This is a genomic window from Bartonella sp. AC70YNML (assembly GCF_042196545.1).
In the GTDB taxonomy this organism is placed as follows: domain Bacteria; phylum Pseudomonadota; class Alphaproteobacteria; order Rhizobiales; family Rhizobiaceae; genus Bartonella.
Genome location: NZ_JBHIQK010000010.1, coordinates 36,133 through 51,349 on the forward strand (window position 1 = coordinate 36,133; position 15,217 = coordinate 51,349).

The 15,217-nt window shown below is 38.4% G+C and carries 12 protein-coding genes and 1 pseudogene; all 13 read right to left on the reverse strand.

Translation table 11 applies throughout. The features are described from left to right. Window positions 1-562 precede the first annotated feature (562 nt). Window positions 563-748: pseudogene (locus ACFIMU_RS07275) on the reverse strand (type IV secretory system conjugative DNA transfer family protein); the annotation flags it as partial. A 248-nt stretch (window positions 749-996) separates the two neighbouring features. Continuing rightward, window positions 997-2,625: a BID domain-containing T4SS effector gene (locus tag ACFIMU_RS07280; RefSeq protein ID WP_375687694.1), complete on the reverse strand. Its 1,629-nt coding sequence runs from the start codon at window positions 2,623-2,625 to the stop codon at window positions 997-999. A gap of 516 nt (window positions 2,626-3,141) precedes the next feature. Then, window positions 3,142-5,061, reverse strand: a complete 1,920-nt coding sequence (traG, locus tag ACFIMU_RS07285) for a Ti-type conjugative transfer system protein TraG (RefSeq protein ID WP_375696958.1) — start codon at window positions 5,059-5,061, stop codon at window positions 3,142-3,144. Between the two features lie 155 nt (window positions 5,062-5,216). Beyond that, a complete protein-coding gene (locus ACFIMU_RS07290; RefSeq protein WP_375696959.1) occupies window positions 5,217-6,851 on the reverse strand; it encodes a BID domain-containing T4SS effector in 1,635 nt (544 codons plus the stop codon). A gap of 10 nt (window positions 6,852-6,861) precedes the next feature. Beyond that, window positions 6,862-7,080, reverse strand: a complete 219-nt coding sequence (locus ACFIMU_RS07295; RefSeq protein ID WP_375607250.1) for an antitoxin VbhA family protein — start codon at window positions 7,078-7,080, stop codon at window positions 6,862-6,864. A 62-nt stretch (window positions 7,081-7,142) separates the two neighbouring features. Next, window positions 7,143-8,213: a P-type DNA transfer ATPase VirB11 gene (gene virB11, locus ACFIMU_RS07300; protein WP_375607251.1), complete on the reverse strand. Its 1,071-nt coding sequence runs from the start codon at window positions 8,211-8,213 to the stop codon at window positions 7,143-7,145. Next, window positions 8,210-9,370, reverse strand: a complete 1,161-nt coding sequence (virB10, locus tag ACFIMU_RS07305; protein WP_375607252.1) for a type IV secretion system protein VirB10 — start codon at window positions 9,368-9,370, stop codon at window positions 8,210-8,212. Before virB10 ends, virB11 begins: the two co-directional genes overlap by 4 nt. Beyond that, complete coding sequence (gene virB9 / locus ACFIMU_RS07310; protein WP_375607253.1) at window positions 9,363-10,229, reverse strand: P-type conjugative transfer protein VirB9; 867 nt, start codon at window positions 10,227-10,229, stop codon at window positions 9,363-9,365. The genes virB10 and virB9 overlap by 8 nt, the downstream gene beginning before the upstream one ends. After that, a complete protein-coding gene (locus ACFIMU_RS07315; RefSeq protein ID WP_375614693.1) occupies window positions 10,226-10,930 on the reverse strand; it encodes a virB8 family protein in 705 nt (234 codons plus the stop codon). Before ACFIMU_RS07315 ends, virB9 begins: the two co-directional genes overlap by 4 nt. Further along, entirely contained in the window at window positions 10,884-11,186 is a 303-nt protein-coding gene (locus ACFIMU_RS07320; protein ID WP_375696960.1) for a type IV secretion system protein VirB7, read from the reverse strand. Before ACFIMU_RS07320 ends, ACFIMU_RS07315 begins: the two co-directional genes overlap by 47 nt. A gap of 210 nt (window positions 11,187-11,396) precedes the next feature. After that, window positions 11,397-12,383 carry a type IV secretion system protein gene (locus tag ACFIMU_RS07325; protein ID WP_375607256.1) on the reverse strand — a complete coding sequence of 329 codons (987 nt, stop codon included), beginning with the start codon at window positions 12,381-12,383 and terminating at the stop codon, window positions 11,397-11,399. Beyond that, window positions 12,370-12,855, reverse strand: a complete 486-nt coding sequence (locus tag ACFIMU_RS07330) for a type IV secretion system protein VirB5 (protein ID WP_375610596.1) — start codon at window positions 12,853-12,855, stop codon at window positions 12,370-12,372. Before ACFIMU_RS07330 ends, ACFIMU_RS07325 begins: the two co-directional genes overlap by 14 nt. Further along, complete coding sequence (locus ACFIMU_RS07335; protein WP_375696965.1) at window positions 12,852-15,206, reverse strand: VirB4 family type IV secretion/conjugal transfer ATPase; 2,355 nt, start codon at window positions 15,204-15,206, stop codon at window positions 12,852-12,854. Before ACFIMU_RS07335 ends, ACFIMU_RS07330 begins: the two co-directional genes overlap by 4 nt. Between the last annotated feature and the right edge of the window lie 11 nt (window positions 15,207-15,217).

Here is a 15,217-nt window from a genome sequence, read left to right on the forward strand (position 1 = left end):
AGAAAACTCTTTCTTTGGTTGAAAAAAAAGCTTTTTTCAGCGCTTTATCGTTAAAATAGAACACTTTATGATATCGTAAAGGGGGGAAAGCTTGTGTAAGAATGATTTATTCATTTTGATGTATATCTTAAATATTTTTTGGGAAAAAATCGATGTTCTTGAGTGTAGGTGTTTTGAGAGTTCTTGTCTCAAAGATCAATCGTTTGTTTTTCTTAAGCCTTGATATTGGTGATTAGCGTTGTGAAATGTTTTTGGTTGTTTGTAGGGGATAAATTATACACAAAAAGCTTTGTAGGAATGTATTTGCAGGACTTTTCCAAGTGGAGAGGTTGGTTTAGTTATAGATAATTTGAGGGTTTTGGTATTTCTTATAAAGACGATGGGCGCTGGTAAAACGATACACAAAATACAAAAAGGAAAAACACGGATTTTTTTATCATGTTTTCCTTATATGTGTGTGTGGAAGCGGTCAAAAACTTTTTGTTAACGGGTTTTTAAAAAACAGAAATCTATGTTGTTTCTGTGGTTGTTCTTTTCATAGTCAAGATCTCATAATAGAAGGTTAGTTTTTCTTTTGTGGAGCAAAGCGGTTTTTTGCAGCAGCGGTTAACATTTCTTTTCTTCTGAAATAGATGGCGCGGCCACATCGCAAAGGGGGCTGTCCTTTCATAAGAATAATTTGTTCATCTTGACGCATTTCTTGAATTATCTCATGGGGTAAAATGAGAGCTCTTTTTAAAATATTCATATAACCACGAAAATCGACTCCATCTAAGACAAATAAAATAGGCTTTTGTAGCTTTCGTCAGTAGTAATCATGACGTTTAAAAGGAATTAACAATTATCCTGTCCAATTGCTTTGGATATGGTGTATATGCTATGTGCAAAATTGGTGGTAGGGCGCTTAAGTAGTCTGTTTTTTGCATGTATGATAAGAATATTAAAATATCTCTTCCACATAGGTGTTTAAATCAAAAAAACAAAGTTTCATATTTTTTAGTTGGCCATAGCAAGTGTATTTGAACGATTTTGTGTGCGTGTGTAGAATTGGCTATGAGCGTTCCTTGCTTTTTGAACAATGTCGGTAATTTCTCGTGCTTTCTGTTCTGATATACCAATACTTTGTGCAAGTGTTTCATAATCTTTGTTTGTGATCGCACTACATTCGTTTGATGAGAGACGATGTTCTAAACTGTTTATAAAAGTACGGAGCTCTTGGTATAATTGAGGAGATTGAGACAAGATTTCTCTTTGTTTTTCCGGTGATAAAGCAAAAATATTTTGCAAGTTTTGACTGGGATTCTCTACCGCTTTTCCAAGGCGTTCTTGTTTAATTTTATGGTCTCGAGTGACTATATTATAGGTAGTTTCTACAGTATACACATAATTCTCAATTGCAAGAGAGAGCACATCAAGATAATTTCGAGCGTGTACACGTGTCGGATTTTGTAGACCGCATATACTAAAACCTGCAAGAGGAGAAACAGAGTGCGGTGCCTGTTTAATCTGATTAGCAAACTGTCTGCCTAATTCTGGATTTTTAATAATCTCTTCTATCTGTTCGTTTAATACGTTTGCGTCACCATAAACAGTTTTTGCGTAAGCTCGGACTTGCTTTTGAGCTTTGAGAACGTAACTATCTAGCGCAACTGTTTTGGCACATTCACTTTTTGTGAGAGGCGCTAATGTTTCTTTTGGAATAAGCGTGTTTTCAAGCTCTTTGCTGTTGGGGGCGGTAAAGGTAATGATATCACCAGGTTTTAATGTTTTTAATCGTTCTGGTGTGAGATCATCTTTGCTACCAATGATGTAAGTTCCTTGCATATCGAGTATAAAACTTTCTGAATAACAACCTTTATAAGTTCCTATATAGGTTTCTCCTGCCTTTGTTGCCATAACAAGGCGATCATCCACGTTGCGTCCCGTATTGTTTATGTGGTCCATAAATTCTTTTAAAAGACGTATTTTGGGGGGATTGGAGATATCTTCAAAAAGATCTTTCAACAATTGTGTATTGCTATATTGCATTGCTTCGCTACAGGCAGCCATCATACGTTTTTGTGTGACAAGCGAAAAGTCAAGCTGATGTCCTGCAGCTTTGGCAAGATTTTCAAAAAAGACTTGTTCTGTGTGCTCATTGCCATCTATGAATGGGTGGATTTTGTGAAGAGAATAAAATAGACTCGTTGCTTCCTTGACAAATTCTTCGCGTGTTAAGCCTTGCAAATTGTTTTTTTCGGCAAGCGTTTGATCTAATTTTTGTAAGAGTTCAGGGATTTCTTCACCAGTTGCAAAATTATTGCCCCATTCCATTCTTTTCATTTCTGGCATGGCGGCAATGCTATCGTCTGTAAATGCGAAGGGGATATGGCGCAGATGTCCAGCCCATACAAAGGTATTTTTAAACAATTGTTGGTGGATATGGCATAGATAAGTTGAATTAAAATATTCTGGCAGGGGTTCTGCACGCAGATTGATCATGGCTTTTTGCCTATCATGTGAGCATTTTTCCAGAAAGCGTTTTAAATCTGTTTCTCCATATCTATTTTTGAGAATTTGGGTACCAAGATAGATATAATTATGGGGTGAGGGAATTCCTTTTGTTTTTTCTTTTGCTTTTGGCATTGTTACATTCCTTATAATGTTACATTGTCTATGAGAGTGTGTTAAACTTTTTGTTTGAAAATCCCCCACGCATATTGTTTTGAGATGTTGAGACTTGGGTGAGGAAAAAATCCCTCAAATTCGTAGGTGTTTTTGAGTGTATAAATCTTTATCTTGGCACTTTTTTCTTTTACTGAGAGAGAATAGTTCATTTGGGTTGTTTTCATGCATATTGTCTTTTAATTTTTTTGTAGAAAAATTTTCCTATAAAAGCGGTGCCTTCAAAAGTTTCTTGATAGGATTCTCAAGGCATAGATATGATTGGTATTTATTATTTGGAGATGAGGAGAGTGCTTTATAAAGAAAATTGGCATTGGTAAGCACAGGCATAATACCATCATTCAAAGACTTTTCCCTATATTTTTCTTGTTGTATCAAGCGGGAATTCCTTCTTTATAGGCTTTTATGAGATAGAGTCTCTGCTTTTATCCTTTGATGTTTTTGTTTTGATGCATGACCTCCATTGGAGGGTGTTTTTTAGTTTTTCTGTGCTTTTGGGGCAAAACGGTTTTTTGCAGCTGCGGCTAACATTTCTTTTCTTCTGAAATAGATGGCGCGACCACATCGCAAAGGGGGTTGTCCTTGCATAAGAATAATTTGTTCATCTTGACGCATTTCTTGAATAATCTCGTGGGGTAAAATGAGAGCTCTTTGTTGGTAATTGATGTTGTAAGAACTTTTTCCTAAAGATAAACCTCTTGATTTGCTCGTTCCGGTGACTTCAACGGTCATTTGACCACAGCGTTCTGAAATGTCTTTAGCTGTTTGAAGGTCTTTAATGGCCGCATAACTGACAAAGGAGCAGCTTTCAAACCATGAACGTGCTCCTGCTTCGCCAAAGTGATTGACCAACTGACCCGTGGATTGATAAAAGAGCATCAAGGATGTGCCGTATTTACGTCCACGATCGCGGGCTTCTTCTAAAATATTCATATAGCCTAGAAGATCAACTTCATCTAAGACGAATAAAACACGCTTTTTATAGTTACCGTCTGCTGTAACCATGGCATTGAGAAAGGCGCCAATAATCACACGTCCAATAGCTGGATAACTGTTTAAAATGCTTGCGGGGAGATTGAGAAAAACATCTGTATTGCCATTGGCAATATCTGAGGAAAAAAAATCATCTCCGCAGACAAGATCTGCATAATTGGATAAAGAAAGCCATTGGGTGTCTTTTGAGGCGGTTGTATAGACTCCTGAAAAGGTTTGCTCTGCCATTTCTGTAAAAATACCCACCATTTCACGAATAAAAGGAGAAGGTGTTGTTTCTTGAATCATGCGTAATTGATTAACAACAGCTGTTTCTGATTGAGAGAGAATACCACGCAATGTTTTTAAATTGCGCTCGCTGTCTTCATATTCATCAGAAAATACAACATGAGCAAGAAGAGCTGTTAATAGGTTATGGGCTTGTGTTGAGAAATATTCCGCTGAAGAATTGTCTGATTTTTTATCTGTAAGAAGCAACTTTGAAAAGCTTACAATATTCGCTTCGCGTTGTGTGCGTGGTACGCTGTCGTCTAAAAGCCAATCGATGACATTAAAGTTTTTTGTTAACAATGAGTTGGGATCGAGAACAATGACATTTCTATTTCCCATTTTTTGACGCGCATATTTGACCATTGGGGCAACTTCTGTTGAAGGATCAAGACAAATAATAGACCCTGGATAGGTTAAACACGTAGGAACTACTGTACTTGTTGTTTTATAGCCACCAGAACCAGCAAAAAAGATCATATGAGTTGAACCAAAATCAAGATTAAAGGTTAGCAAAGGGACTGTTCCACCCTTTCCCCATGTTGTTTTATTGCCAGGTGCAAAGGGAATGTTGCACACATTATCTTGATCGACACGATATCTTTCACCCACAACAATTTGCCCATTGGCAGGAAAGATTTTTGCTGCCTCTCTTAAATTCATCCATGATGCTTCACCAAAAACACCTTTTTTTGCACGCTTGACCTTACTTTTAGGTGGAGAGGTTGTTATGAATTGAATGAGGGACAAAAAAACACCAATGATGATGCCAAAGACAACCATGGGATCCATAAATTGAAGAGCGTAGCTCCACGTTATTCCTTGTTGTCCAACATAGGGACTTAAGCGTTTTATTTCACCACCAATATAGTAAAGAGCAGTCATTCCAAAAAAGACAACGGAGACAAAAGTGATTATTCTACGCAGGTGCAGTTTTTGCGAGAGACTATACAACAATGAAACAGTAGCCGTTAGTGCTAGGACTAATAAAGGTTCTGAACGAAGAGTCCAATAAATTTGATCGCTCTTTAGTCCATTTGTTATAAACAACAAAAAGTGAGGGACAAGGAATATTGTTAAAGCACCTAAAGCGATCGGTGTTAAAATGATTACCATTTGTGTTTTGGTATATTTCATTGTATTTTACTTTCAATTCTGTCAGAATATGTTGCGAAATGCTCTTTTCCAAGTGTGTGATATGAACTCTCATCTCTTTTTGCAAAGGTGCAGATAACGCCAGACAGTTTTTGCTTATGAGCCTTTCTCATTAAGGAGAAAGGTTTTATCTATTCTTAGCAGGCCATAGCAAATGCTTGGGAACGATGCATTGTGCATATTTGCGCTCCTTGATGTACTTCTTTGGTTTGCTTAATAATTTCTGTAATTTGCTTAGCTTTACTTTCTGATACACCAATACTTTGAGCCAATGTTTCAGAGTCATTCTTTTGGACTGCTTTATGTTCATTTGGTGAGAGGCGGTTATTGATGCTTTTTGCAAAGTTTGTAAGCTCTTTTTGCAGTGAAGGATTTTTTGCTAAAGCTTCTTGCTGTAATTCTTTTGGCAAGGCGAAGAGATCTTGCAAGCTTTGACTTGGCATTTCTACCGTTTTTGCACGACGACTTTGTTCTGTTGCATGTTCTTGCGTAATTTCCTTTTCAGCATGTTTTACAGCATACGCGAAATTTGCAACGGCAGTACAGAGCATCTCAAGATGATTTTTAGCGTTTGCACGTGTCTGGTTTTGTAGTCCACATAAACTGAAACCGGCAAGATGAGAAATAGAGTGCGGTGCTCTTTCAATCTGGTTAGCGAGCTGTTGGCCTAAGCTTGGATTTTTGATGATTTCTACCATCTGTTTGTTTAATGTTTTTTCGTTACCATAAACAATTTTTGACAATTGCTGAACCTGTTTTAGGCTTGCGTGGACACAAGAATCTTCTGCAACCATTTGGGCCGTTTCATTTTCTGTCAAAGGGGCTAATCTTTCTTCTGGAATGAGAATGCTTTCAAGCTTTTTTGTTTTGGGAACGGTAAAGGTAAATCTATCACCAGGTTTTAATGTTTTGAGTTGTTCTGGCGTGAGCTGTTCTTTATTGCCGATGATGTAAGCGCCTTTCACATTGAAAGCAAAGCTATCATAACCAGCACCCCTATAGGTACCTGTGTAGGTTTCACCTTCTTTTGCAACCATAACAGGACGATCATTAACATTGCGTCCAAGTTCTTTCATGTTGTTCATGAATTCCTTTAAAAGAAGTATTTTATTGGGATTAGAGATATCTTCAAACAGATGTTGCATTGGCTCTAGGTCACCATTTTCTGCTACAGCAACACTGGCGAGCATCATGCGTTCTTTTGTAACAAGTGAAAAGTCAAGCTGATGCCCTGCGGCTTTGGCGAGATTTTCAAAAAAGACCCGTTGTGTACGTCCATTTCCTCCCCTAAAAGGATGGAGTTGGTTAAGGGCGTTAAATAAGCTTATTGCTTCAGCGTTAAATTTCTCACGCGTTAAGCCTTGCAAATTATCTTTTTCGGCAAGCGTTTGATCTAATTTTTGTAAACCGTCTTGGATTTCATCGCCGAGTGCAAAAGGATTTTCCCATCCTGTTCTTTTCATTTCGGGCATGGCGGCTGTGGTACCATCTTCAAATGTAAAGGGGAGATGGCGCAGATATCCAGCCCATTCAAAGGTATTTTTAAATAAGTGGTGATGTATAGAGCATAGATAGGAGCTATCAAACTTTTCTGGTACGGGGGATTCACGCAGATTAACCATCGCTTCTGCTGTATCCTTTGAGCATTTATCCAGAAAGGATTTTAAGTCTTTTATTCCATATTTATTTTTGAGTGTTGTGGTGTTTGGGTAGACATAATGATGGGGAGAAACTGTCTGTATATTTTTTGTCTTTGCTTTTGCTTTTGGCATCGCAGCTTCCTTATAATTTTACGTTGTCCATAAGAGTGTTAAATTTCTCGAGTGAAATATTCCCCTTTGCGTATTCTTCTAAAATTTTGAGTGTTGTAGGATGAAGCGCTATTCCCTCTATCGTATGGGTGCTGATGGCTGCTTCAACGGCTTCACGGCGTTTTTTTAATTCTTCCTCTGTCATCGATAAAAGATTTTCTCTATTTCTGTTTCGTTGGTTTTCATGCATTTTTTCTCTTATTTGCAATTGTTGCTTTAAAAGAGCCTTTGGCAGCCGGTGTGATCTTTCTTTTAGTCACCTCCAAAGATGTTTCGTTGTTTGAAGGGATCGTAATAAATTTCTGTGACCTTAAATTTTCCTTCAATCCGTTTGCATTGGATGATGATATCAATCATTGAAATCAACAGTCCTCGAATATCATCACGCTCTAAATCACCACCGCCTTCACTTTCTTTGACCAAAAGGGTCATCTGCTCAAAGGCTGCAAGTGCTGTTGATGCGTGAACCGTCGTAATGGAACCTGGATGGCCTGAATTGACATTGCGGATATAATAAAAGGCTGTACCATCTCGAAGTTCTTGCAAAAGAATACGATCAGGACGCATCCGTAAAGATGATTCAAGCAACTCTTTGGGGCCAACGGAGGCTAAGCCTTGTCCATCTTTTGAATAGAACATTGAGACATGGTTAGGGTGTGGTATCACCAATTCTTGCGTGTCTTCAATGGTGATAATACGCTCTTCTTGAGGGATTTTGGCGATTAATGCTTTTGATAATGTTGTTTTACCCGAACCGGTTTTTCCCGCAATTAAAATATTTTTCTGACATTCTACAGCTTGATTTAAAAAAGAGACAAAGTCTTTATTACAGTAGGCATTGGCTAAATTATGCTCGATGATTTTGAGTTCGTTAAAACGAGAATGATAGTCATTCAAAGGTGTGAAAGAGACCTGTTCACAGAGCGAGAAGAGGCCTTTCTTGGCGAGTTCTTCGAGAGAAAAACTCTGCGATGATGGTTTACGAATTGTCATACTAATCGTGTCTTTTTCGACAGCCGGTGGAATGACAATTTGAATGCGCTCATTGCCTGGTAGCGTTGCAGATAATATTGGGTTTTTGTCCGATATGTTTTGCTTGGAATAGGAGGCGACAACTTTCGCAATCCCCATAAGCTCATTAAAAGAGAGAGCCGGTGCTTCTATTGTTTTCCATCCATCAAATCCTTCAGTCATGACTTGATAGGGACGATTGATAACAATTTCAAAAAGACTATCATCTTTCAAAAAAGCATTGATGGGTTCAAGTTTTGTGAGAACAATCGCAACGGTTTCATCGCACATGGTATGTAAGTTTGAGTTCATTCTAAAGTTACCGCAGAATTTTTGTAAAAGTTTCTTGAAACAGCTCGATTGATAATTTGTTTTTTGTTTTCGATGACTTTCAATTTATAAACGCTGGAAAAATCTAAATCGCGGGCAACAAAGATATTCACCATTTCCCCTTGGTTTTTGGATAATGTTGGAGGAATATTGGCGTAATTTTCTACGAGAATGTTTGCGATGTTTTGTCCTGAAGAGAGAGTTTCAGTTTCTTCTTTTTCCTGTTTTTTTGATAAACGTTTATTGGCATAGTGTGTTGCATCTTTTATTAGTGAGACAAGAAGCGCAGACCCAATCCTCTCGAGCCAATGGTTATCAATATCTCCATCCATACCAGAACGCCCTAAAGTATCCGTTGCCGGTGAAGCTAAGGATATAATGATACCATTGGGGGTTTTTGCTCTATTCCATAGTACAAAGAGACGTGTTTGGCCTTTTTTCAATCCGGCGCGATATTCACCAACAATTTGGGTGCCTTTATCAAGAAGCACAACACGACCATTGTCTGATAAGATATCTCTGGAGATGATACAACTGGCAAAACCTTGTTGATCACTGTTGATGGCTGTTTCTAAAATACAAGGAATAGAAGTTCCCATCGCGATGATGTAGTTTCGATTGCCAAGGGTTGAAGCACGAATACCTTCAAGCACTGTGGGTTTGAGAAGATGATTAAAACGTTGTGTCGTTTCATCAGATTTACTTTCAAGTTGGTGAGGCAAAGCACCATTATTTGTTTGTGAATCTATTTTGCTTTGTTGTGTACTTGCATAAGCTAATACAGGAGCACGTTGTGCTGCCTCCAGCAGTGAGTCATCAGAATTTAATTGATTGATGTTTGGTGTTGGTAGCTCGACTTTTGGTAATAGAGCGTTATTTCGTTGAGGCTGTTCAAAGGGGGGAGGGGTAGGCTTTGCAGGACGAAAAAGCTCTGTTTGTTTTATAACTTTTCCTTCTTTTGAAGATTCAACCGGTTGCTTTTTGTCTGTAACAAGTGTTGAATAGGCTAAATAAAGACAGACACTGAAAAGAATAATAAGAGCAATAGCTTTCCCCACATTGTTCTGTTGACTTTTCCCTTGAGCATTTTTTATTGTATCGCGATCATTAATGCTTTTTTCATCCACGGTGTTATTCATGGCTGCTTCCTAGGTTCACTTTACGTTGTACAGATGGTGATGTCGTACCTGTTTCAGGGTTAATTCCTTTTGGTACGAACCTTTTGTTAAAGATGCACAATACTTCATTCCCACGTCGTAGCGTGAATTGTGCAGATGTCGCATGGACAATAACCTTGTTGCCTTTAATCGATTTGGGAATAAGGGCTTCTTGCCCATCAGGCGATACAATGTAAATGGCAGGGATTTCAATGTTGCCTAAAAAGGTAAAGGTTGTTGTTTTCCCATTATCATAGACAGAAGCAGGTTCAATGAGGGATGAGCCTTGAGCTTCATAAGCCCAATTGCGTGGTCCAAAATCTTCATGGATATTTAAAATATCATTGACAAAGTTTTCTTCACGTTGTTTTTCTTTTTCTGCTTCGGCTAATTTCTTACGTAAGGCTTCATCTTCTGGATAACGAAACTTTACTAAGAAATACGTCTCATTACCCGCTGAAACATCGCCTTCACGGACTTGTAGCTCGAATTGATAAGAGCGTTGTGTTCCATCTTGGCGGCTTGTGACAATTTGTAAATTTGTCACAGGCTGGACTTCACGTGGTTTGAGAAAAACAAAGTGTCCAGCCGGTGCAACTTGCCAAGCAACCGAATTTCCAATTCCTACATAGGTTACTTCTTCATCAACGGCAAATTCTAGTTGAACCGAAGAGCGAATGGAGCCAATGATTTGTACGACGTTGTAGGGGTCATAATTGACAAATCTGATGCGGTTATCTTTACGTGCACTGATAGGCGCTGTTTCTGCAAGTGAGAGAACTGTGTGAAAGCTGAGAGTGATCGTAAAAATTAAAGAGATTGTTTGCAAAAGTCTGATCATTTTATCACCTCTGGATCAGATCTATATTCCGATACTTGAAAACCAAGAGGGTTGATAAGACGATCAGACGTTGAAATGTGTGCGTTCACGTAGGAAAAATTTAAGATTGAAATCCAATGGGAAATATTTTCTTTTTCATTCAAGTCTCTGATCGTTTTATAGTAACGAACTTGGATAAGATCTTTGCTTATAAAAGAGATTGATTTGATTGTGACGGTAGCAATCATGTTATGATAAATATTTTGCGGACTTTCTGGATTATTGCCCGCGTACCATTTTGCAAAACGGTTTTGTTCTTTTGGAGAAGATAAAAGAGAGACTAAGCGAAAATTGTTTTCTGCTTCTGATGCTTGAAAACCTTCACGAGCGCGAACGTATTGGCTGGCAAAATAACGCGTTATAGCTTCATCATAGTCGTTAGGGGATTCTTTTAGGGCGCTTACAGTATCAATAATGCCTGTTGAGTTATCAACGCGGATAACAAAAGGCTCTACCGTTTTCAAAGGCGTCAAAGCTGCGACAGCTAAAGCTAGCGCAATCGTCATCAATCCAAAAAGCACTGTTAAAGCCATGGAGATTTTCATCCGCACACGCATGCTATGCATGCGATCAATGTCAAATGAGCGCGCTTCTTTTATATATTCTTCAAGGGCATCACTTTTCACGCATAACCTCCACAGTTTTATCAGATCGTGCTTCATGAATAACCGGCTTTAATAAAGCTGAATTGGCTGTTACTTTTTCACTTTCCAAAGTATTGAGAATGATGGGAGTAGTAACAGGCTTTAGGCTCTTTTCTGGGTAGACAATGTTTTTATTGTCCCAATTCCACTTATCTTTATTTAAAGCGCGTGTATGTTTGCCATTACAGCGTGGTGGTTTTTTAGGACCACTCAAAGAGGCACAACCAGTAAGAACCATTGTTAGGACCATAACAAAAGTTATTTTTTGTTTCATTTTTTAAACTCACAAATATCTTGGAATACAATGCATGAGAGCCTTTGTTCTGAACATTTTTACAAGTTTATGTGATGCAAGATTTCGATTGGTTTTGTTGTTAGACCCAAGGTGTTAGATCTTATCTGGAACAGGATCATGGCGCGTGCACCCTTTGGCGCACACAAGGAAAAAACAAAAATTCTTATTCTTTTAAAGAGGTGCTTTATCTTAAAATCGACCACGACCACCTCCAGATTTACCTGCTTTTGCGGCCGCCCCTGCCGCACTTCTAACAGCGTTACCAGCAGCTCCTGAGATTTGTGAAGTGGCACTTTTTACTGCATTGCCACTCGCTCTTGCACCATTTGAAAGCATTGTAAAAATCTGTCCTCCTGAAGAGACACCAGCGTTAAAGTATGGTCCGCCAGAGGCCAGCGCTGTTGCAATACCAGGAAGTGCACGGAAGATAATAACTCCTATGATCGAAATGACGATGACAGGGGGAAAAAGAACGTAAATTGATTCATATGAAACTTTGAGAACCTGTAGGATAACTTGACATATAATGGTTCCAAGCATGATTACGAGAACTTGTAAAATGGTAAAATTGATCAAAGTTGTAATCCATGCATCGGAGTATTTTCGCGTTGCATTGAACAAATACAAACTAATAAATAGAGGCCCAAGACCTATAATCATGACGAGTGCAACTTGTGCAAACATTTGCACAATAAAACCACCTATACAAAAAAGAATAACTGCGAGAAGCATGATAGAACCAAGAAGACCCACAATGATCTTTTCAAAAAACCAAGCATTGTATAAGACTTCTTGATAACGCGAACTTGCCTTTAACAAAATATAATCAAAAACATTGGAGCTTGCAGGATTACTGTTAAGCGCATTCCCAATAGCATTGGATAAATCATTAAAGAAAATATCCTTGACATAAGTATTAAATATATCCGCATTCGTTGCCATTGTTGTAACAACAACGATTTTAACAACATTATTGAGAAGACTATGCATGGAAAGCGCAACGCGACCTGTCATAACATTATAGCCATAAAGAAAGATAAAAATGATTGCAGCGAGATTTAAGGGCGCTGAAATAGCAGAAGATAGCCCACTCACCGTTGTGTCCATCACATTATCGAGGGGTTTTAAAATATACCCAGAAACGCTTTCAAAGGGAGAAAAACTAAAGTCTGACATCTGTACGCGCACTTTCAAGTTTTTCTTTTAATTGTTTTTCTTTTTCTTTTAACTGTTTTTCAATATGTTTATGCTTTTGTTGTTCCTTTTCTTCACGCAATTCGTCTTTCGTTTTCGTATCTCTTGCTTGAATCATATCAAGAGACTGAAGTTTTAAAGAATTCACTTGAAGATCGGCTTGAAGAAGAGAAAGTTTTATTTGAAGCTCTTGTTGAAGGGCTTGCAATTCTTCAGGCTTAGTGTCTTTTTTTGATTGAATATTTTCAAATTGATGATTTATTTCTTTGATTTTATTTGCAGTGTCAGTTGCTGTTTTATAAATAGTTTCAGCTGTTTCTGATTTTGCAGCATTTAATTTTTGTGTGTTCTCGAGTGCTTGTTTATAATATTCATCTACATCGGGTGTCGTTTGTGATATTGCATGAGAAATAAAAGAAAAAGATAACAGTGTAACTAAGCCATATTTTTTCATTGATTTTTTCTCCTTTGATAAAATATGGGCAGCCATTTGTCAGGGTCAGCTCCATATTCGTTGATAATTTCATTCATGAGTTCAATGTTTTTTGTTGTGCCGCTTAAAACGGCGATCTCATCATTCATTCCACGTAAGTTAAGTTCTGCAACGACGGAACTTTGTCCTTGTTTGATGAGAAAACGACGGGATTCTCTGCTTAACTCTGACTGTATCAGTTCAAATTCACGCTCAGTAAGTTTGAAAGCTTCGACATAATCATTGTAATTTGCTTTTTGATTTGGAAAAAATATTTGGGTGGGGCATTGCTCAATGATTGTGTGCGCGATTGTTGAGTTCAAAGCATCTTTAGGGCTTTGTGTTGCAAAGAGCATCATGCCATTTTGTTTACGAATTGTTTTTAGCCGATCTTGCGCAAAAGCTTTAAATGAATCATCTTCTAAAGCTTTCCAGAATTCATCAACGACGATAATGATGCGCCGCCCATCAATCAAATCAAGAATGCGGTGAAAGAGATACATCATTAAGGGGCGCCGAATTTCTTCATTATCTAAGAAATCGGTCATGTCATATCCAATGAACTGCGCATTTAAATTGAGATCATCTTGATCATTATCAAAAACCCATCCTAAATCATTGCCTCTAATCCAACGTTGCAGCCGTATGGCAATCCCTTCTTTGGATGTGTTGTCAAAAAACAGTTGAAGGGCACCAAGAGAGCGCTGGGTTGGGGGTAAGTTTTCCAAGGAATCAATGGCTTTGGCGATATCTTGTCGCTCTTCTTCTGTTACGATTTGCCCTTCAGCGGTCACCAGCTTTAAGATCCAATTACGAAGAAAGATTTTATTTTTTTCGGTGTATTCCATGCCCTTTAAGGGAGCAATACCCGTGGGCTGCCCATTCTTTAAAGGTTTATATTTCCCTCCTCCAGCCCGTACAAAAATCTCTGCTCCTTGATCTTTATCAAAAAAAACCATAGTTGGATTGTGTTTTTGTAATTGTGCAAGAAGAAAATTAACAATCACTGTTTTACCAGAGCCCGATGGACCACAAACAAATGTGTTTCCAAGATCGCCATAATGAAAATTAAAATAGTAAGGTGAACCGGCCTGTGTTTTTAGCAATGCGACAGCAGCTCCCCAAACATTATCGTTCAGTTTGCCAACAGGGAAAGAATGGAAGGGCGATAAAGCAGCAAAGTTTCTGCTAGTAATGGCGCCTGAACGCGCACGATAGCTAAAGTTTCCAGGAAGTTGTGCCCACCATGCTGCTTCCAATCCTAAATCTTCTCTGGCAATTACGGCTCCCCCATTGGTTAAATGGGAACGTGCTTTTGATAAGTTTTCAGACAATATTTTGGGATGATCAGCAAAAACAGCTAAAGAAATGTGGTGTTCTCCCAAAACAAAACGGTTTGATTCTAAATCATCCAGCGCTTCATCCAATGCATCAATTTGTGAGCTAGCACGGTCAGCTGCATTGATCATTTGATTTTGCTTGCGGCTCATAATCGCACTGGCGGCTGCCTTACTTTTAAAGACAAAGGATTGTGTTAAGATGAATTCAAATGGCACCGTAAGCAGACCATCAGTCATACCTGGGCGTGTTTTAGAAGGATACTCTTTCCATCCAAACATGCCCACAAAGCGTTCATTGCTTTCATGGCGAATTTCGATAATTTCTTTCCCAAAAATAACACGATCCGAGTAAATTGTTGAAGCAATAGTTCCAAATGTGAGAGGAATACGCTCACGTCTTCCCCCCACTAGTTGATGGAGAAATTCACTTTGTTCGGCAAATAAAAGTCCTTCATGTTCATAGATTGATAGTAGACGGACTTCATACTCTTCCAAACCTTGCATAAGATCTTGACTTAACTCTTCGAGTTTACGAATAGCTTCCTCATCGGGTTCAGATTGTGTTTTCTTCGCTTTGCTCAAGCGCTGAAAAAATGAAACCAGCTTTTCTGTTTTATCCGCGGCCGGATTCCAAAGCAGTGAAATAAATAGATCATTTCTATACAGTTCTTGCGAAACCATCTTCTTTTTATATTTTTCATCTAATATTGTTGCAAAAGATGAAAGAAAATGACCTTCTGGGTATATAGTTTCACGGCGGCGGATGATGTGAGAATATAAAGCAAGCCGTTCGTCTGCGATATTTTTTAAAAGGGTGTTTAATTGGTTGTGTAAAGAATTTAATTGATCAATATCCGCAGTGTCAAAATTTATACCCTCAACAGCCATCACAACCATTAAACAGCGTGAATTTAAAGCAACGACATGTTGGTTGATGTAGCGTATATAGGGAATATATTCTTCAGGCAAAGTTTCCCGTTTCATGATTGACATCTGTTTCACCA